This is a genomic window from Rhodococcoides fascians A44A, from assembly GCF_000760735.1.
GTDB lineage: Bacteria > Actinomycetota > Actinomycetes > Mycobacteriales > Mycobacteriaceae > Rhodococcoides > Rhodococcoides fascians_E.
Genome location: NZ_JMEX01000008.1, coordinates 1419667 through 1439000, shown reverse-complemented (window position 1 = coordinate 1439000; position 19334 = coordinate 1419667). Strand labels below are relative to the sequence as shown.

Below are 19334 nucleotides of genomic sequence, written 5' to 3'. Positions count from 1 at the left end.
GTCTCTCCGTCGGGCCCTCGTGGTCACCGCCGCCGCACTCCTGCTGGGACCGACCTCGGTCGCCGTCGCCCAACCGGAGACGCCCGGGGCGGTGAGCTCCGTCGACCACATCGACAAAATCAGCGATCGACGGTGGGACGTGCACGTCTACTCACCGTCGATGGATCGCGTGATCCCACTGCAGGTCCTCCGACCCGCGGACACCTCGGCACCGCGGCCGACGCTGTACATGCTCAACGGAGCCGGCGGCGGCGAGGACGGCGCAAACTGGCTGAAGCAGACCGACATGCCGGAGTTCTTCGCGGACAAGAACGTCAACGTCGTCATCCCCGTCGGCGGTTACCTCAGCTACTACACCGACTGGGAGCACGACGACCCCGGACTCGGGCGGAACAAGTGGCAGACCTTCCTGACCGAGGAACTGCCTCCCGTCCTCGACGACGCACTCGGGGCCAACGGCGTCAACGCGATCGGCGGCTTGTCCATGTCCGCCGGTAGCGTCCTCGATCTCGCGATCCAGGCACCCGGCCTCTACCGCGGGGTGGCGTCGTACAGCGGGTGTGCGCAGACGTCGGATCCAGTAGCACGCAATTTCATTCGCACTCTCATCGCCGTACGCGGCAAGGGCGACACCGACAACATGTGGGGTCCCGACGGTGATCCTCGCTGGGTCGAGCACGACCCGTACGTCAACGCCGAGGGGCTGCGCGGTCTGGAACTGTTCGTCTCCAACGCAACCGGTCTTCCCGGCCCGCACGAGCTGCCGAACGCCGTACGCCCGGTCGGTTCACCCCCACTGCAGGAGCAGATTCTGCTGGGCGGGGTGATCGAAGCCGTCGCCAACGGGTGCGCCGAACGGCTGCAGCAGCGGCTCGGCGAACTGGGTATTCCAGCGCAGTTCGACCTGGGACATCCAGGAACGCACTCGTGGCTGTACTGGCAGGACGCTCTCCGTGCATCCTGGCCGACCCTGGAGCGCGCGCTGGCCGGCTGACGCCCTTTCACGTGCAAAATACATATTCTACGAAAGCTGTGAGCATGACCCGTGCGTTGAAATCTCTCGTCATCGCCGGCGCACTGATCTGCGGCATGCCCGCAGTGGCGTCGGCCAACCCACAGACACTGGGCGCGCAGGGGCCGGACGTCTCCTCGTGGCAGCACATCGACGGCACCAAGATCGACTGGCACAGCGTGCGAAAGTCCGGCCACGACTTCGCGATGGTGAAGGCAACCGAAGGGCTCGACTACATCAACCCGTACTTCGTGCAGGACTGCCTCGTCATGCGAGCAGCCGGAGTGGCCCGCGGCGCGTATCACTATGCGGACGTGCGGCTTTCACCGGAAACGCAGGCCGCTTACTACTCGACGGTGGTGCTCGGAATCAACGGGCCCGGCGACCTGCCTCCGGTGCTGGACCTCGAACACTCGCACGGACTGCCGCCCGAGCACCTCATCGACTGGACCCACCGGTACCTGAACACGGTGCACCTGCTCACCGGACGTCAGCCGATCATCTACACCTATCCGAACTTCTGGCGCACCGCGATGGCGGACACCCACGAGTTCAACCACTACCCACTGTGGATCGCGGACTACAACGACACCCTCGGACCACTCCCCGGCGGGTGGACGAACTGGTTGTTCTGGCAGTACACCGACAGCGGCCGAATCCCCGGCATCGATGCACCGACGGACATCAACCACTACTCCGGCGACGACATCCGTCCGTTGGCGCGCTGGTAACCCCCATGTGAGTCAGCCGAGCCAGTCGAGAACTGCTGCAGCAGTCCAGGATTGCTGCATGCTGCCGAGTGGCTCACCCGTGAACGGCTCGTAGTACTCGGCGAACGTACCGTCGCTGGCCTGCCGCAAGCCTTCCTCACGCAGGTCCAGTGAACGCTCCGCCCAACCCCGGCGCGAGAACGCCCACGAGAACAACCACGTCATGACGGGCCACACCGGACCGCGCCAGTATTCGCGCGGGCGGAAATCTCGCGACACCGGCGACGTCGACGGCGGTACCGCGTAGCGAAGGTCGGGGTGCCCACAGAAACGTGTTCCCTCGAACAGCCGCAGCAGCGTCCGCTCCTGCTCACGCGGTAGTCCACCGCACAACAGCGGCGCGAACATCGCGATGGTGTCGGTGGTGATCCAGCGCCGAGCCCGCAGATCGTAATCTCGTGCCGCACCCGACCGGCTGTCCGTCGTGGCGATGACGCCTGTGCGAAACTTCTCGGCCCATCCACGCAACTCGCGCACATCGGAATTCGGTTTCGAATGCTCCTCGCCGATGGTCGCCAACACATCGCACGCCATGGCGAAGATCGCGCTGACGAACACGTCCTCGACCGCGAAGCTCATCTTCTCCTTGAGCGCAGCGTCGTCGTACCCCGCCTGCTTCATCTCCTCGACGAGCCAGATGTAGCGGTCGTACTCGATATTGCTCGGCCGCTGCGACGCGTCGGTCACGACCGTGTCGTCCTTGCGCACGTACGGCGGCATCTCCCCGGGCACGACACCCCGGTACGACGCGTCCCACCGCGGAGAGTTGTCCATCCCGGATTCCCAGCCGTGAAACAGGGTGACGCGGCCGTTGTCCGCGATGTCGCGCGCCTCGGCCAACCAGCGATGCCACCGCACCAGGTTGTCCCACCGGCGGTCGAGGAACTCCTCCGCGACCGCTCGGGTGGTGCGGCCGTGACGACGGGAATGATCGAGAATTCTCTGCACCGCGATCGCGTGGACGGGTGGCTGGGTGATGCCCGACGTCTGGGGCCCCAACGGAGCGTGCACCGCCAGTTCCGACGTCTCCCACCTCGCCGGACCGGGGAAGTACCCGTCGACACCGTTGGCGAACACGATGTGCGGAATCATCCCGTTCTTCCACTGCGCCGACAACAACGTGTCCAACTCGACGACCGCGCGTTCCACGCTCAGCGGCGCCAACCCGACCGACACGAACGCCGCGTCCCAGCTCCACATGTGCGGATACAGCTTCGGGGCGGCGCTCGTCATGGTGCCCAGGTCGTTGCCGCGCAGAAGGTAGGCAGCCCGCGCGGCCAACTGTGTCGAAGTGAATCCACGGTCGCCCATCCCTCTAGTTTGCGACCCTTCCGTACTTTCCGCCCATCGAGACTCGAGTTCTTTTCAGGACCGTAACTGTCCGCAATCGTCTCTACTGTCGTTCTCACCAGCAACGAAAGGGAACACCATGACTCTCACCGGTGAAAAAGCCGACATTGCGCGAATGCTCGCCGATCAGCGCAAGAACTTCCTGTACACCGTCACCGGCATCACCGACGACCAGGCCCGCACCCGAACCACCGTCAGCGAACTGACCCTCGGCGGCCTGCTCCACCACGTCGTCAGCAACGAGCGCGGCTGGATGAAAACCATCGCCGACATGGACGAGAACGCAGAATTCGACATGTCCCGTATGGGCACCGAATACGTCATGGGTCCCGACGAGACCGTTGCCGGACTGATCGCCGACCTCGCCCGCGTCGCCGCCGACACCGAAACAGCACTCGCCACCATGGACCTCGACGCCCAAATCCCACTCCCGACGGCACCCTGGGCTCCCGAACGCGCATGGCAATCGGCACGGTTCACCCTGCTGCACATCCTGCGCGAAATCGCCCAGCACGCCGGCCACGCCGACATCATCCGCGAATCCCTCGACGGCGCCAGCACCACCATGTCCATGGCCGCCGAAGCGGGCATGACATTCGACTGAGCCCGATCCGTCGGACCGAATGAACCGTTCGGTCACTCCAAGTGACCGAACGTCACGTTCGGTCCGGCACAGTGCACGGATCTAAGGTGGAAGCATGACATCCACTGCGCTGGTGACGGGTGCGAGCCGGGGACTCGGGGCGGAGATTGCCCGGGTATTGGCGTCGGATCACGAGGTTCGACTGGGCGGACGGTCGGCGGACTCGCTGGCGTCGATTGCGTCGGTACTGCCGGGTTCGACGCCGTGGCCGGTGGATCTTCTCGATCACGACGCTGTGGCCAGGGCGGCGGAGGGCATCGAGTCTCTCGATGTGCTGGTGCACAATGCAGGCGTTGCGGCGCTGGGGACGGTTGCCGAGTCCTCGATTGCGGATTGGCGCGCCCAGTACGAGTCGAACGTTCTCGCGGTCGTGTCCCTGACGAAGGCTCTTCTGCCGGCTTTGCGACGGGCAGGCGGCCACGTGGTACTCATCAATTCCGGGGCGGGTCTGCGTGTCAATCCAGGGTGGGGCGCGTACGCCGCGTCGAAGTTCGCGTTGAGGGCCTTCGGCGACGCGTTGCGCGCGGAGGAGCCGACGCTTCGGGTCACGTCGATTCACCCCGGACGCATCGACACGGACATGCAGAGGGCGATCGTCGAACACGAAGGGGATCACTACGAGCCGTCGCACTTCCTGCGGGCATCCACCGTCGCACAGGCAGTCCGCAATGCAGTCGACACACCGGCCGACGCTCATCCGACCGACATCGTGCTCAAGCCGATTCCCCGCTGAGCAATCGGAACACCGATGAACGGCAGCCATACTCGGGCGGTGATGATTCGACGCGAACGTCCAGCCGACCGCCCGGCCGTGCTCGGCGTCGTGCGGGCAGCATTCCGCCAGGACGACGCCGAACCTGTCGAAGTCGGGTTGACCGAGAAGCTGTTCGCCGACGGGTACGTCCCCGAGTTGTCGCTGGTCGCGGTCGTGGACGGGACAATCGCGGGGTACGTCATCGGTAGCCGCGGCGTCGACTTCGGGGTCGGGATCGGACCGCTCGCCGTGCTCCCGGAGTTCCAGGGCACCGGCGTCGGGAAAGCGTTGATGTACGCGCTGATCGGCGCGTCGGAGGCACTCGACATCCCGGTGCTGGCCCTGCTGGGCGACCCCGGTTACTACAGCCGGTTCGGGTTTCGCGCGGCCTTCGATGTCGGCGTCGAATCGCCCGACCCCGCGTGGGGCCACTTCTTCCAGGCCCTCCAGCTCGGTGCAGGCCCGGTGAACGGGAGCTTTCGGTATGCGAAACCCTTCGACGAGCTGGAGTGACGGACCTAAACTGAGCGCATGCCACTGTCGAAATCGGAACGAGAAGAGTTTCTGTCCGAGCCGCACATCGCGGCCCTGTCGGTCTTCGCCGGCAACGATCGAGGTCCACTGACCGTACCCATCTGGTACCAGTACACCCCCGGCGGCGAAGCCTGGGTGCTCACAGGGAAGACTTCCAAGAAGGCCGAGTTGATCCGTGCTGCAGGGCGATTCAGCTTGATGGTCGAGCAGGTCGAACCCAGCATCAAGTACGTCGCGGTCGACGGGCCTGTGCTTCGGGAGGAGCCCGGCACCCTCGAACAGCTTCGCGAGATGGCCGAGCGTTACCTCGCGCCCGACAAGGTGGAGGGATACCTCCAGTTCGCCGCGTCCGATCACGGAGACCAGGTTCGGTTCTCCCTGAGCACCGAGCACTGGATCGGCGCGGATCTGGGGTCGATCTGAACCAGGTACATTTCGTACCGTGAAGTCACCTGTTCCCGATTACCTGCGGGAAGTACTGGACAGCCTGTCGAGCAATACGGACGGCGAGGTCGCGGACTACATTCCCGATCTCGCGCATGCGAACCCCGACGTGTTCGGGATTGCGGTGACGACGGTCGACGGACGGACTCATTCCGTCGGCGACGACGAGACCGAGTTCTCGATCCAGTCGATTTCCAAGCCGTTCGCGTACGCGGCCGCGCTGACCGACCGGGGCTTCGACGCCGTGCTCGACACGGTCGGGGTGGAGCCGTCGGGCGAGGCGTTCAACGAGCTGTCCCTCGAAGGTGACACTCGCCGGCCGAAGAATCCGATGATCAACGCAGGCGCCATCGCCACACATTCTCTGCTGGGTTCGTCGGTCGAGGAAAGAACCTCTCGCGCACTGAGTTTCTTCTCGACCCTCGCCGGACGGCAGTTGTCCGTCGACGAGTCCGTCTGCCGGTCCGAGCTGGACACTGCGGACAGAAACCTCGCCATCGCGCACATGCTGCGCAACTACGGCATTCTGCCCGACGAGGCCCATGCCGTCGTCGAGGGCTACACGACGCAGTGCTCCATCAACGTCACGGTCCGAGACCTCTCGCTGATGGGAGCCACGCTGGCGTCCGGCGGGGTTCACCCGACGTCCGGCGAACAGGTCGTCAGCCGGGCGGTCGCCCGGCAGACCCTGTCGGTCATGGCAGGAGCGGGCATGTACGACGCCGCCGGCCACTGGTTGACGTCGGTGGGTATTCCCGCGAAAAGTGGTGTGGCGGGCGGTCTTCTGGGTTCGCTTCCGGGCCAGGTGGGTATCGGCGTCCTGTCACCGAGACTCGACTCGCACGGCAACAGCGTCCGCGGCGTGCAGGTCTTCGAGCGGCTGTCCGACGACATGGGCATGCATCTGATGGACGTCGAGCCCTACGGTTCGTCGGTCCTGCGGAGCATCCGCGAAGAGGACGGCGAATCGACGGTCGAGCTGCAGGGCGTCGTACAGTTCGGTGGTGCGGAGATGCTGCTCGACGCCTTGTCCCGCGACACATCGTCGGGCACAATCGTTTTCGACGTCTCCCGGGTGAACCGGTTCTCCGACGTCGGCCGACGAATGACTCTCGAGGGTATGCGACGCATCGCGCTCGATGGCCGAGACGTCGCGCTCATCGATCCCGACGGTGTTCTGCCGGACCCGAACCTGGGCGACGGCACTTACCCCCGGATCCGGACTCAGGACGCCTGATTCAGCAGGATCTCGGTGAATGCTGTTGTCACCGAAGTGATGTGCTCGGGGTGGGTGATCACCGAGACAGTGCGCGTCGGTGCGTCGACCACGTCGATCCGATGAAGCCGAGGAAACAACTCGGCCAGTGACGACGGCAGCAGTGTGACACCCAGCTGCGCCTCCGCCAGCCCGGTGACCAGTTCCGCCGAGTCCGCTTCGATGACCGGGCCCCGCTCGACGGACGACTGCGTGAACGCGTGATCGGTCTGCATGCGGGCTTCGCTCCCCGCGGGCCGGTCGATCATCGGCACTCCGCCCAGTTCGGCCAGGCGCACCGTCACCCTGCCTGCCCACTCGTGACGGGGGGAGACGAACAACGACAGCTTCTCCGTCCACAGCGCAGTCGACGTCAGACCGACGTGCGTCCGGCCCGGCGCGAGGCCGATGATCCCCAGGTCGAGGGAACCGTCGGCGACACCTGCGACGGTATCCGCGCTGCCCCTCGGCAACAGCGACACCGTCGTGTTGGGATGCGAGATTGCCAACGCGGCGACGGCCGCGACCACATCCACCCGAGTCAGGGGAACGATCATCCCGACGCGGAGGCGTCGGACTTCGGTGTTCGACGGCGAGACGTCCGAGACGAGGCGCGCCACCGCACCCAGCACGCCGTAGGCGCGTTCGAGGAAGATCTGGCCCGCCTTGGTGACGGTGACGCTACGGCTGGTGCGAGTGAACAGCTCGACGCCGAGCTCTCGCTCGAGGTCGCGGATCTGACTGCTCAGAGCGGATTGCGCGACGTGCAGGCGGGCGGCAGCTCGGCTGAAGTGCTGTTCCTCGGCCACCGCGACGGCGTATTGGATATGACGGAGTTCCACCCACTCAATCTATCGCTTAGCGCGATCGATGGTGCTGATCGATCTATTGGACAGCATGATCGATCAGGAGAAGGCTGTACCCGTGAACACGACAACGTCGAACAAAACCGGGATCGGGACTCCCGTCGTCGCCCTCATGGCGGTGGCAACGGGACTGAGCGCCGGCGGCAACTACCTCAACCAGCCACTGCTCGACCTCATCGCCGAACACTTCGGAGTCTCGCAGTCCGCGGCCGCAGTGTCGGTCACCGTCGCGCAGATCTCCTACGCACTCGGTCTGCTGTTCCTCGTTCCGCTCGGCGATGTGGTCGATCGACGGAAGCTCAGCGTCGGACTGATGGCGCTGGCTGCCGTCGGGCAGGCTCTCGCCGGCTTCTCGCCCGGACTCTCGTGGTTGCTCGTCGGGACCGCCATGGCCGGATTGTTCTCCGTTGCCGCGCAGGTCATCGTTCCGTTCGCAGCCTCGATGGCCGACCCGTCGGAGTCGGGCCGAGTCGTCGGAATCGTCATGGGCGGTTTGCTGACGGGAATTCTGCTGGCCCGCAGCATCTCCGGCCTACTGTCCGACGTGACCGGATGGCAGGGGGTGTACCGGCTGGCCTCGGTCCTGATGTTGATCGCGGCAGCGGGCTTGTGGCGGGTACTGCCGCGACACTCGGGGACAGCAGGTGTGTCCTACCTGCCCGCGCTGGCGTCGATGGGCGTGCTCGTCCGTCGGTACCCCCGGTTACGTGTTCGATCCGCCCTCGGTGCCTTGTCCTTCGCGTCGGTCAGCGCAGTGTTCGCCACGATGACGTTGCTGCTCACCACCGAATTCGGCTTCTCCGCAGCTCAGATCGGGCTGATCGGGCTCGCCGGCGTGGCCGGTGCGCTGATGGCGTCGGTCGCCGGCCGTCTGGCCGACCGCGGACTGGTTCAGTGGGGAACCGGAATCGGCGTCGTACTGCTGATCGCCGTGTGGCCGCTGTTCATGATCGGAAGCCACGTCTGGCTCGTGTTCGTGCTTGCCTTCGTCCTGGTCGATTTGGCACTGCAAGGCGTGCACGTCAGCAATCAGAACGTCGTCTACGCCTTGGAACCCGAAGCACGGGCGCGCATCAACTCGATCTACATGACGACGTACTTCGTCGGAGCTTCGGTGGGGTCCGCCGTCGGCACGCTCGCCTGGAAGCACTACGGCTGGACCGGAGTCTGCGTCACCGGAGTGGTGTTCGCCGGTCTGTCGCTGCTGGTGTGGCTGCGCGATCTACACCTCGGCCGTACCGATCACCCGCAACTACCGCCGACGCCGAGGCCGGACAGCGCGGAGAACAGTCGGTCCGCCAATCGAGCGTGACCACCGTCGTTCGGGTGAATTCCGTCGGGCGCGTAGTCGGTGGCCGGGTTCAACCATCGCTCCGCCTTCGGATCCAGGAACGTCACGCCTGCCACCCCGGCCGCATCGCGGAGGTGGCGTCGGATCTCGTCGATGTTGCCGTGTTTGGCATTGGGGGCACCGGTAGGCCCGACGACGATGATCCGCGCTTGGGGTGCCACCACGCGATAAGTGAGATACAGGCCGGTGGCCGCCGCGAACAACCTGCCGTCGCCGCGGTCGTTTCCGCTGCCCTGCACGATGATCACGTCCGGAAGCGACGTCGCGACGGCCGCTACCCGCGGGACACTGACGAACGGGTCGGTGCTTGCCGCGTACCCACTGCCGGACCGCGCCACCAGATTCAGATCCCAGCAACCCCTGGCCCCGAGCAGAGTGGCGTAGCCGCCGTAGCCGCTGCTCGCGCCGATGCCCGCGCTGAAGGAATCGCCGACGATCGCCACCCTCAACGGACGTGGTTGCGCGTGCGCGGGAACGTTCCCGACGAGCAGTGCGGCAACGACGATCGCACACAACGCAATCAGCTTTCTCACGAGAACGATGGTAAGTCAGCGAGACTCACGGAGCATCGGTCTTGAGAATTTTCATGGTGATGCGCGAGTCCACCCGCGCGATGGCCGGATCACCCATAAGTTGTGTCGTGAGCCATTTTTCGAACGCTGCAAGGTCCGCCACACGAACACGAATGAAATAGTCGGGGATGCCGAACATCCTGCGCAACTCCGCGACCTCCGACATCCCGGCCATGCGTTCCTCGAACGCGGCCACCGTCCGGAAGTCCTTCGCGACGAGGTCGGCATGAATGATGACTTCGAACCCCCGCCCCATGCGTGTTCGGTCGACTATCGCGGAGTAACCGGTGATGACGCCGTCCTCCTCCAACTTGCGGACGCGCCTCAGGCACGGCGCAGGCGTGAGCCCCACCTGCGCAGCCAGCTCTTGATTGGTCAACCGGCCGTTCTCCTGCAGCAGCAACAAAATGTGCTCATCGATGGCATCCACATCTCTGATATTGCGCGCATCTCGGGCTTTACACAAGAAGCGGCAACAAAATCGCGCGACGTATTTCCTATCATTGCCGCATGACCACGCTCGCCCCCACCCAGCTACGCTCCCCGTTCCGCGACGCCACCCGATCAGCAGGCGTCGTATGGCTCGGATTGTTCGTTCTGGGAATCGGTTTCGGGGTGATCGTCACCGCACACGATCTCCCGTGGTGGCTCGCGCCCATCATCTCCGGCGTCCTCTTCGCCGGCTCCGTCGAATTCATTCTGGTCGGGCTCCTGGCCGCATCCGCGCCCCTCGCCGCGATCGCCATCACCACACTGCTGGTCAACTCACGGCACCTGTTCTACGGTCTCACCTTTCCCCTGCAACGCGTCGACGGCCGAATGGCCAAGCTGTACAGCATCTTCGCGCTCTGCGACGAAGCCTTCGCCCTCGCATCCGCCCGACTACGAGGCCGACAGATCCTGTGGACCCAGTTCGGCCTGCACTCGTCGTGGATGGTCGGATCCCTCGTCGGCGCCGGTGTGGGCAGCTCCCTGCTCGCCGGACTCGAAGGACTCGACTTCGTTCTCACCGCACTGTTCGTCGTGCTGTTCCTCGACGTCTACCGCGAAAATCCCGACCGGGTGACGCTGATGTTGGCCGTCGGCGCCGGGATTATCGGGTGGGTGCTCGCACCTGGATCCATGCTGGTCGTGGCAATGTGCGTGTTCACCGCAGCCCTGATCATCAGGCACCGGCGTGGTTGACTACTGGTACATCGCCGCAGCCCTGGCCGTCGCCGTCGGAATCACATTCTCGCTGAGAGCAATTCCGTTCCTCGTCCGATCGTCCCTGCGAGAATCCGCCCTCCTCGACTCACTCGGTAAATGGATGCCCCTCGGCGCCGTCGCCATCCTCGCCGTCTACGCCCTGTCCTCCATCGACCTCACCGGCGCCGCCCACGGCATTCCGCCCCTCGCCGGCGTCACCGTCACCATCGGCCTGCACCTCTGGCGCCGCAACATCGCCCTCAGCATCCTCGGCGGCACCGTCACCTGCGTCGTCCTGCAGAACTGGGTGTTCTGAACCCGTCGAATTCGCACTTGTGCAGGTCCTCACCGGCGTGTCGTCTGCACAAGTGCGAACTCGAGATGGACTGGATGAATCCCGAATCCCACCAGTGTCATTCCGGGGCTCGACCGAATCGTAATATAACGAGTCTGTGACGCGGGTAACAGTGTTGGTTGAATGCGCGACATACTCCTCAGGCGGCACAAGAGACCCACTGAAGACATTCCGACAGACTCGACCCTGGAGGCACCGCATGACCGTAGTGAACGATTACTCGAAGTTGGCCTTCACCGATTACGCCGACACTGCGGTCACCAACTACGCAACGCCTGCGGTTCTACCCATTCGCACCACCGGCACCCAGGCTCCAGTATTCTGCATCCACCCGATCGAGGGGCTGACCAGCTGCTACGCCGAGCTCGTGGAGCATGTCGGCGAAGATCGGCCCGTCTACGGGGTTCAGGCCATCAGCACCACGGCCGAGTCCCTGACATCGCTCGCCGCGCTCTACGCCGACGAGATCGTGGCGGTCCAGGCGTCGGGCACCGTGCATCTTCTCGGTGTCTCCTTCGGCGGCGTTCTCGCCCACGCGATAGCCGTCGAGCTCCAGCGCCGGGGCGTGAGCGTCGGGCAGCTCATTCTGGTGTCGGCCGAACCACGTCCGCAGGCCGCCGACACGGGCCGCGAACTCCTGGCACGAATGGGCGACGTCATCGACCGCAGCCGCGCCGAGGAACTCCTGGCCATCGCCGCACACAACGGCACACTGGCGGCTCGGCATTTCCCCGGCGTGTTCGTCGGGCAAGCAGTGGTAGTTGCCGACGAGTTCGGCGGCGGCGCCTGGCACCCGTTCATCAGCGGAACGGTCACCAAGTACCTGATTCCCGACGCACGCGATCTCTCCCTCGTCGGCGAATTGGCCGACCGCTTCTTCTGACCGCGAACCGCGGAGTCACTCCAACGCCGTGATCAACGGGCCGATCGGGCCGAGATCGAGTGCTCCGGACCCCGCCGCGCGCTCGTCGACTGCAGGGAGCAGGGCCGTGTGTGCGCGTCGAGCAGCGCCGTGATGCCCGACGCGGAGGGCAGCTGTACCGACCAGGTACCAACAGATTTCGGCCATCAGATCGTGCGGCGGATCGGGGACCGTCTCGAGCATGCCCGACGCCTCCGCGTCGGTCGCGAGGAGCGGTTGGGCCCACGGCGCATAGGGGCCGAAGTCTCCCCTGGGTAGTGCAGTGTCGTTCCGCAGAGCCGTGGTCAGCGCGGACATGGCGGTCAATCCGGTTCGGAATCCAGGCATTTCGTCACCGTCCGGTGGAGGTGGTCCGCCGGTGAAGGTGTAGCGGAACCACGCGGTGAACACCGACGCGAGGGGGCGATCGAATCTGGCGGCGATTCCGTCCACGAGGTCTGCCTCCATCGAGGCTTCGTCGATGTCGTCGAGCGCGCACAACGCTTGCATGCGGATCAGTCGACCGGCGATGTCGAAGGTGGGCAACTCGGATGCCACGGCGATGTCGATGATGTCGGCACCGATGCGTTCACGATCGCGGGCCAGGCCGGTCCTCCGACACGTCTGCAGATAGCGTGCGCTCAGCGCGAGGCAGAGTAGCGCCGGGTCGGCGAGGGTCCGCGCCAGCCGCTCGGCCTCTCGTGCCTCGTCCATCCGGCTGTCCACGCCACGAGATTCCATCGCGATCGTCGCCAGCAGACGGGCCCGTACCCGGGTCGATGCCGTCGGCGGGAGGATCGCCAGAGTCCGGTCGGCGGCCTCGACGATGGCCGCTGATTTCGCCGGATCGTCGGACCGCGTCCAGACTCCCGGAACGTCGTAGCCCACGATGACGCGTGCCGTCAGCTCCGGATCACCGAATTGCTCGGCAGCGCGGATCGTCGCCACGCGCTGCTCGGTGGCGGCGTCGACCGATCCGGACTGGGCAAGAAGCGGCAGAAGCGCTGTAGCACTTTCGATCTGCGATCGCGCTCCGCCGCGAGCCTGCGCTGCCGCAGTCTGCATCAGGACAGAGCTACCGTGAGAGAGCAGCCCAGAATCCCGCGTCAGAATACGCTGTTCCAGACTTGCCAGGCGATCACTCGGATCGAGGCCCAGCCCACGAACGAACGTCTCGCGAGCACGCCGCAGAACCTCGAGCGCGTCACCCTGCCGACCCGCCCCGTACAACGCGACAGCCAACAGACGCCACCCCTCCTCACGCCACGGGTGCTCGTCGACGTGGCGGTCGAGTGACGCAATGATGCTGTCCCCCTTGCCCTCGGCGATCCGCGCCTCCGCACGTCGCTCCACGGCACCGGCCCTGAGCTCTGCGATTCGCGCGCGTTCTCCCGTTGCCCACGCACGATCCGCGAACTCCTCGAACGTATGTCCGCTCCACTGCTCGAGTGCATGCTCGGGCTCGTCGTCCCGAACCAACTGCTCCGCGCGCCACAGATCCACCGCGTCGGCGGCCAGAACGAGTGCGTATCCGGCACCCCTGGTCACCAACGTCGTCGGGGGAGTGCGCGCCGGCCTGCCAGGCTCCAGGATCTTCCGAAGCTCACCCACGAAGGTCTGCACGATGCCGAGTGCACCCGCAGGTGCGTCCTCCCACAGATCGTCGACGAGACTCGACGTGCGCACCGTCCTACCGCGAGCGATCACCAGCAGGCAGAGCATCTCGCGTAGCCGCGGCTTCGAGATGCGCACCGGCATACCGTCGATCTCCACCTCCACCGGGCCGAGAACGCGGATCCGAAGCTCGCTCACGCTGCGATTCTAGTTCGCGCTGATCGGCCGCTGATCGACGTGCACGACGATCGACGCATGTACATGAACCTCACCGGAAAATCGGCATTCGTCAGCGGTTCCACCGAAGGAATCGGATACGCCGTCGCGCGGGCGCTGCTCGCCGAAGGCGTCGACGTGACGATCAACGGCCGCGACACCGCGCGGCTCGATCGTGCCGTCGAATCACTGCAACACCACGCCCCCGACGCCACCGTCCGCGGAATCGTCGCCGACTTCGCCGTGGCCACCGACGTCGAACTCCTTCTCGACCGGCTCGGGGACGTCGACATCCTCGTGAACAACGTCGGTCTGTTCGAACTCACACCCTTCACCGACATCTCCGACGACGACTGGCAGCGATACTTCGACGTCAACGTCATGAGCGGAGTGCGTCTGGCCCGACGCCTCATGCCCGGCATGCTGGGGCGTGGCTGGGGACGAATCCTGTTCGTCAGCAGTGAATCCGGAGTCGACGTGCCGCCCGACATGATCCACTACGGCACGACCAAGACCGCGATGCTGTCCCTGGGGAACGGGTTGGCCAAGCTCACGAAAGGCACTGCTGTGACCGTCAATTCGGTCCTCGGTGGCCCCACCTACTCCGACGGAGTCGCACGGACCGTCGACGCTCTCGCCGCGGCGCGGTCCATCCCCGTCGACGACCTGAAATCTGCCATCGCGAGCTCCAACACGACGTCCCTGCTGCAACGTTTCATCGAACCGGCCGAAATCGCGAACATGGTGACGTTCCTGGCCAGCCCGGTCGCCTCGGCCACCAACGGCGCAGCGGTCAGAGTCGACGGGGGAGTCCTACCCACGCTGCTCTAGGGCACCGGCGTCGGCGCGAGGCTGTTGCCCGGGGGAATCGTGGCGCAATTGCTGTGCGTCGGAGCCCCCGAGAAACGCTCGGTCATGAACAGCAGCCCCTGGGCCTCGAACGGCGGAAAAGCCTCGCCGTGCGTCAACCCGTCGTACTGCGAGTACTGGACGTCGACGCCCTGGCTGCAGTACTGGTGTGCAAGCGCCTGAACGTCGGCAGTGATCATGATGGTGTCACCGATCGGATCCGCGTGGCCAACGGCCAAGAACATCGGAACACGCGGTGTACCTGCGGTGCCCATGATGTTGTCGTTGATCGCCTCGACTACCTCCGGCACATCCAGAAGTGACGTGTACGGCGCCTTCACCATGTCTGCATCGGTGAGGGTGGGGTAGTCGTCGGCGAACTGCGCGATGCACTCCTGATCCACCTGGTCCATCACCTGCAGCCCGTAGTCCGAGACGAATTCGCTCGTGTTCAGTCCGTACGCCCGCTGGTACGCGACGATGAGTGCCGGAATCACACCCGCCCACTGCGCGCTTCCGCTGACGTAAGGAAGATTGTGCGCGAGGTCGACCGGGAGACCACCCGCCGCGACGCCGACAAGGTTGAGCTCCGGAGCGTAACTCGGTGCAACCTCGGCACCCCACTGCGTCGGAACCGAGCCACCCGAGTATCCGATCATCCCAACGGGAGTCGACGTCGGCACCTGCAGGAACTGCTCGGCCGCGCGAATACCGTCCAGCGCCGCGTATCCGGACTGTCGTCCGATCGTCCACTCTAGTTCTTCACCTTCGTAATCCGGCGCGACGACGGTGTATCCCGCAGCGAGGTAACCCGCGATCACTGCCTGCTCCGCCTCGGCAATAGGACTCGTCGCACCACCGCTGAGGGTGTAGGACGGGTCGCACTGCGATCCGAGAGCGTCGTACGCCATGTGGTACGAGACGATCTTGGTCGGGCCGGGAATCAGCGGTCGGAGAACGGCCGCCGCGGTGACCGCGCCGCGACCCTGTTGATCGGTGGTGCGGAACAGCACCTGATCCCCGGTGATCGGCGTGGTCAGGGTCGGCGTTGCGAACACCATCGGCCGACTCCGCAGCACCGTGCCCGGCGCAACGTCGAGAGACCCGTCGTAGCTGTAGAACGGATCGTTCGCCGGAATGGGCGACCCGGGCCCCGGATCCGCCTGGGCAACGAACGCACTCGACCCGACGACCACGGCAGCGACCACGCCGACCAAGAAGCCTTTACCAACTCGTGACATGAGACAGATTAAAGCGCACCCATGCCCCCTGTGGCACCGCTGATCGCAAGTCTCATCCTCAAAGGATGGGTCCACTCGGTAGGGGATTACTTCAGAACGATATTGACCATGCGCCCCGGAATGACGATGACCTTCGTCGGCGCCTTTCCGTCCAGCAGGGCTGCGATCTTCTCGTCCTCCAACGCGATTTTCTCGACGTCGGCCGGAGCTGAATCGGCAGGTACGGAGACACGGCTACGGACCTTGCCGTTGACCTGGATCGGATAGTCGACGGTATCCGCGACGAGCCACTTCTTCTCCACCCGCGGGAACGGCCCGTGGGCGAGAGAACGATCGTGGCCAAGCAGCTTCCACAGCTCCTCGGACAGATGCGGAGCCATCGGCGCGAGCATCAGGACCAGCGGCTCCACGACACCGCGCGGTGCACCGTCCGGATACGCCTTCGTGAGATGGTTGGTGAGCTCGATGAGCTTGGCACCGGCCGTATTGTCGCGCAGCGCAGTGTAATCCGCCTCCACACCGTCGATCACCCGGTTGAGGACGCGCAACGTGTCCTCGGTGGGCTTGTCGTCGGTGACGCGCACAGCGCCGGTCTCCTCGTCGAGCACCAGACGCCACACACGCTGCAGGAAACGCTGCGCGCCGACGACGTCCTTGGTCGCCCACGGACGCGAGGTGTCCAGCGGACCCATCGACATCTCGTACACACGCAGGGTGTCGGCACCGTACTCGGTGAAGATGTCGTCGGGCGAGACCGAGTTCTTCAGGCTCTTGCCCATCTTCCCGTACTCGCGGTTGACGGGTTCGCCCTGGTAGAAGTACCCGCCGTCGCGTTCTTCGACCTCCTCGGCCGGAACGTAGACGCCACGCGCATCGGTGAACGCATAGGCCTGGATGTAGCCCTGGTTGTAGAGGCGACGGTACGGCTCGCTCGAGCTGACATGCCCCAGATCGAACAGCACCTTGTGCCAGAACCGCGAGTACAGCAGGTGCAGCACCGCATGCTCGACGCCGCCGACGTACAGATCGACGCCGCCCGGATCGTTCGGGCCGTGGATCTCCGGACGCGGCCCCGTCCAGTACTTCTCGTTCTCCGGGTCCGCGAACGTCTCCGAGTTGGTCGGATCGATGTACCGCAGCTGGTACCACGAGCTACCCGCCCACTGCGGCATCACATTGGTGTCGCGGCGGTACGTCTGCAGCCCGTCACCGAGATCCAGCTCCACCTCCACCCAATCCGACGCCTTCGCCAGGGGCGGGGACGGCTCGGAGCTTGCGTCGTCCGGGTCGAAGGAGACCGGTGCGTAGTCTTCGACCTCGGGAAGCTGAACGGGGAGCACACTGTCCGGGAGTGCGTGGGCATTGCCGTCGGCGTCGTAGACGATGGGGAACGGTTCGCCCCAGTACCGCTGACGGGCGAACAGCCAGTCCCGCAGCTTGTACTGGATCTTGCCGGTGCCCGTGCCGTCGGCTTCCAGCTTCTTCACGATGGCGGCCTTGGCGTCGTCGACCGAAAGCCCGTCCAGGAAGCCGGAGTTCACCAACGGGCCGTCGCCGGTGTATGCGGCTTCGGTGACATCTCCGCCCGAGATGACCTCGCGGATGGGCAGCCCGAACTTCGTGGCGAATTCCCAGTCGCGTTGGTCGTGGGACGGCACCGCCATGATCGCGCCCGTGCCGTAGCCGGTGAGGACGTAGTCCGCGATGAACACCGGGACCTGTTCACCGTTGACGGGATTGACGGCGTAGGAGCCGGTGAAGACACCGGTCTTCTCCTTGTTCTCCTGACGCTCCAGGTCGGACTTCGCGGCGATCGAAGAGCGGTACGCTGCAACGGCTTCCGCGGGAGTCGCGGCGCCGCCGGTCCAGATCTCCGACACACCGTCGGGCCACGAAGCAGCCACCAGACCGTCGACCAAGTCGTGTTCGGGCGCGAGCACCACGTAACTGGCACCGAACAGCGTGTCCGGCCGCGTCGTGAACACCGTGATGTCACCGAACGACACCTCGGCGCCGCGCGATCGACCGATCCAGTTGCGTTGCATCGTCTTGACCTTGTCCGGCCAATCGAGGTACTCGAGGTCGTCGATCAAGCGGTCCGAGTACGCAGTGATACGCATCATCCACTGCTTCAGGTTCTTTCGGAACACCGGGAAGTTGCCACGGTCGCTGCGACCGTCGGCCGTGACCTCCTCGTTCGCCAGCACCGTACCCAAGCCGGGGCACCAGTTGACCAGCGAATTGGACTCGTACACGAGGCGGAACGAATCCAGCACCGCAGCCTTCTCCGCCGCCGACAGAGCCGACCACTCCCGGCCGTCCTCGAGCGCCCGCGAGCCGTCGGCGAACGACGATTCCAGCTCCGAGATGGGGCGCGCCTTCTGCTGCTCCTCGTCGTACCAGGAGTTGAAGATCTGCAGGAAGATCCACTGCGTCCAGTGATAGAAGTCGACATCCGTCGTCGCCAGGGATCGACGCCGGTCATGACCGAGGCCGAGGCGTCCCAGCTGGCGACGCATGTTCGCGATGTTCGCCTCCGTCGTCGTCCGCGGATGCGTACCCGTCTGGACGGCGTACTGCTCCGCAGGCAGACCGAAGGCGTCGTATCCGAGCGCGTGCAGAACGTTGCGTCCGTGCATGCGGTGGAAGCGCGCGAACACGTCCGTCGCGATGTACCCGAGCGGGTGACCGACGTGAAGGCCACTGCCCGACGGGTACGGGAACATGTCCTGAACGAAGAGCTTGTCCTTCGGGACGTCACCGGCAAGCGCACCGACCGGGTTGGGAGCGTCGAACGTGCCCTGCTCTTCCCACAGGTCTTGCCATTGCTTCTCGATGCGCGCGGCCACATCCGCGGTGTAGCGGTGCTGGGGCGTTGCGTCCACTGGAACAGTCACCCACGCAGTTTAGTCGTAGCCACCTGCTGCCCTTGTGAGCGGGAATCCGCCCAGCTCAGATGCGCGTACTACGGGCGCGCGCAGAAGACGTATCCTTACCAGCGTGATCGTCGTGTCCATACTCATGTTCGTCCTCGCGCTCGTCGTCGGCTCCGTTGCCACGGCCTCGCTGACAGGCAAGCTCCCCCGCAACCGGTGGGCGGGAGTCCGAACGGCGGAGTCCATGCGCGACGACGAGACCTTCGTCATGGCCAACAAAGTCGCAGGCCCCACCACGGCAGCGTCAGCGCTACTGCTGCTCATCGGCGGTGCAGCGGCACTGATGCTCGGCGGCGCATTCTCGGTCATCGCCGTCGTCGCATGCCTGGTCGCCGCGTTCGTCACCGCCGGTGTCGGCGGATCCATCGGTGCGCGTGCGGCCGCCGCCACACCTGCCCCGGAGACGGGTGGGTGCGGTCACTCCTGCATCTCGTGCAGCCTCAAGGACGCGTGCGCCCCGAGCTGAGCTCAGGAGCGGAGCCT

The 19334-nt window shown here is 65.3% G+C and carries 20 protein-coding genes; 13 read left to right on the top strand and 7 right to left on the bottom strand.

The features are described from left to right. The first annotated feature begins 19 nt into the window (after positions 1 to 19). Both BH95_RS19105 and BH95_RS19100 read left to right on the top strand, forming a co-directional pair. Entirely contained in the window at positions 20 to 994 is a 975-nt protein-coding gene (locus BH95_RS19105; protein WP_037185224.1) for an alpha/beta hydrolase, read from the top strand. 44 nt (positions 995 to 1038) lie between these two features. Beyond that, on the top strand, positions 1039 to 1743 hold the full coding sequence (locus BH95_RS19100) for a glycoside hydrolase family 25 protein (RefSeq protein WP_037183547.1): 705 nt from the start codon (positions 1039 to 1041) through the stop codon (positions 1741 to 1743). Positions 1744 to 1755: 12 nt separating this feature from the next. Here the strand turns inward: BH95_RS19100 and ggh are convergent, their stop codons facing one another. Further along, positions 1756 to 3093 (bottom strand): glucosylglycerate hydrolase, encoded by a 1338-nt coding sequence (ggh, locus tag BH95_RS19095; protein WP_019665105.1) that lies wholly within the window; start codon positions 3091 to 3093, stop codon positions 1756 to 1758. A 118-nt stretch (positions 3094 to 3211) separates the two neighbouring features. On the opposite strand from ggh, the gene BH95_RS19090 reads away from it, so the two are divergent. The 5 genes from BH95_RS19090 to BH95_RS19070 all read left to right on the top strand — a co-directional run bounded on the left by BH95_RS19090 (position 3212) and on the right by BH95_RS19070 (position 6744). Continuing rightward, positions 3212 to 3736 carry a DinB family protein gene (locus BH95_RS19090; protein WP_037183545.1) on the top strand — a complete coding sequence of 175 codons (525 nt, stop codon included), beginning with the start codon at positions 3212 to 3214 and terminating at the stop codon, positions 3734 to 3736. A gap of 94 nt (positions 3737 to 3830) precedes the next feature. Continuing rightward, positions 3831 to 4508 carry an SDR family oxidoreductase gene (locus BH95_RS19085; RefSeq protein ID WP_037183543.1) on the top strand — a complete coding sequence of 226 codons (678 nt, stop codon included), beginning with the start codon at positions 3831 to 3833 and terminating at the stop codon, positions 4506 to 4508. A gap of 42 nt (positions 4509 to 4550) precedes the next feature. Beyond that, the gene (locus tag BH95_RS19080) at positions 4551 to 5042 is read left to right on the top strand and encodes a GNAT family N-acetyltransferase (protein ID WP_033189475.1); all 492 of its coding nucleotides are present in this window, start codon (positions 4551 to 4553) and stop codon (positions 5040 to 5042) included. Positions 5043 to 5060: 18 nt separating this feature from the next. Then, positions 5061 to 5486 (top strand): pyridoxamine 5'-phosphate oxidase family protein, encoded by a 426-nt coding sequence (locus BH95_RS19075; RefSeq protein WP_037183541.1) that lies wholly within the window; start codon positions 5061 to 5063, stop codon positions 5484 to 5486. Between the two features lie 19 nt (positions 5487 to 5505). Further along, a complete protein-coding gene (locus BH95_RS19070) occupies positions 5506 to 6744 on the top strand; it encodes a glutaminase (protein WP_019665100.1) in 1239 nt (412 codons plus the stop codon). Here the strand turns inward: BH95_RS19070 and BH95_RS19065 are convergent. Beyond that, positions 6732 to 7604, bottom strand: coding sequence for a LysR family transcriptional regulator (locus BH95_RS19065; protein WP_037160675.1), 873 nt, complete (start codon positions 7602 to 7604; stop codon positions 6732 to 6734). The genes BH95_RS19070 and BH95_RS19065 overlap by 13 nt on opposite strands. A gap of 31 nt (positions 7605 to 7635) precedes the next feature. On the opposite strand from BH95_RS19065, the gene BH95_RS19060 reads away from it, so the two are divergent. Next, entirely contained in the window at positions 7636 to 8940 is a 1305-nt protein-coding gene (locus BH95_RS19060; RefSeq protein WP_037183539.1) for an MFS transporter, read from the top strand. Here BH95_RS19060 and BH95_RS19055 read toward each other — a convergent pair. After that, on the bottom strand, positions 8871 to 9512 hold the full coding sequence (locus BH95_RS19055) for an SGNH/GDSL hydrolase family protein (protein WP_019665097.1): 642 nt from the start codon (positions 9510 to 9512) through the stop codon (positions 8871 to 8873). The two genes, BH95_RS19060 and BH95_RS19055, sit on opposite strands and share 70 nt — an antisense overlap. Before the next feature lie 25 nt (positions 9513 to 9537). After that, entirely contained in the window at positions 9538 to 9981 is a 444-nt protein-coding gene (locus tag BH95_RS19050; protein WP_020112207.1) for an Lrp/AsnC family transcriptional regulator, read from the bottom strand. Positions 9982 to 10061: 80 nt separating this feature from the next. Here BH95_RS19050 and BH95_RS19045 point away from each other — a divergent pair, with 80 nt between their 5' ends. From BH95_RS19045 to BH95_RS19035, 3 genes are all read left to right on the top strand, one after another. Beyond that, entirely contained in the window at positions 10062 to 10736 is a 675-nt protein-coding gene (locus BH95_RS19045; protein WP_037183537.1) for an AzlC family ABC transporter permease, read from the top strand. Continuing rightward, on the top strand, positions 10729 to 11055 hold the full coding sequence (locus tag BH95_RS19040; protein WP_037109883.1) for a branched-chain amino acid transporter permease: 327 nt from the start codon (positions 10729 to 10731) through the stop codon (positions 11053 to 11055). Before BH95_RS19045 ends, BH95_RS19040 begins: the two co-directional genes overlap by 8 nt. 238 nt (positions 11056 to 11293) lie before the next feature. After that, positions 11294 to 11977: a thioesterase domain-containing protein gene (locus BH95_RS19035; protein WP_037183535.1), complete on the top strand. Its 684-nt coding sequence runs from the start codon at positions 11294 to 11296 to the stop codon at positions 11975 to 11977. A 15-nt stretch (positions 11978 to 11992) separates the two neighbouring features. On the opposite strand, the gene BH95_RS19030 is transcribed toward BH95_RS19035, so the two are convergent. Next, positions 11993 to 13807, bottom strand: a complete 1815-nt coding sequence (locus BH95_RS19030; protein WP_037183533.1) for an AfsR/SARP family transcriptional regulator — start codon at positions 13805 to 13807, stop codon at positions 11993 to 11995. Between the two features lie 57 nt (positions 13808 to 13864). On the opposite strand from BH95_RS19030, the gene BH95_RS19025 reads away from it, so the two are divergent. Continuing rightward, positions 13865 to 14656 carry an SDR family NAD(P)-dependent oxidoreductase gene (locus BH95_RS19025; protein ID WP_244165038.1) on the top strand — a complete coding sequence of 264 codons (792 nt, stop codon included), beginning with the start codon at positions 13865 to 13867 and terminating at the stop codon, positions 14654 to 14656. On the opposite strand, the gene BH95_RS19020 is transcribed toward BH95_RS19025, so the two are convergent. Further along, a complete protein-coding gene (locus tag BH95_RS19020; protein WP_033189467.1) occupies positions 14653 to 15915 on the bottom strand; it encodes a lipase family protein in 1263 nt (420 codons plus the stop codon). The genes BH95_RS19025 and BH95_RS19020 overlap by 4 nt on opposite strands. Before the next feature lie 86 nt (positions 15916 to 16001). After that, positions 16002 to 18812, bottom strand: a complete 2811-nt coding sequence (gene leuS, locus BH95_RS19015) for a leucine--tRNA ligase (protein ID WP_371828064.1) — start codon at positions 18810 to 18812, stop codon at positions 16002 to 16004. Between the two features lie 103 nt (positions 18813 to 18915). Here leuS and BH95_RS19010 point away from each other — a divergent pair, with 103 nt between their 5' ends. Beyond that, positions 18916 to 19317 (top strand): SdpI family protein, encoded by a 402-nt coding sequence (locus tag BH95_RS19010; protein WP_019665088.1) that lies wholly within the window; start codon positions 18916 to 18918, stop codon positions 19315 to 19317. Positions 19318 to 19334: the final 17 nt, after the last annotated feature.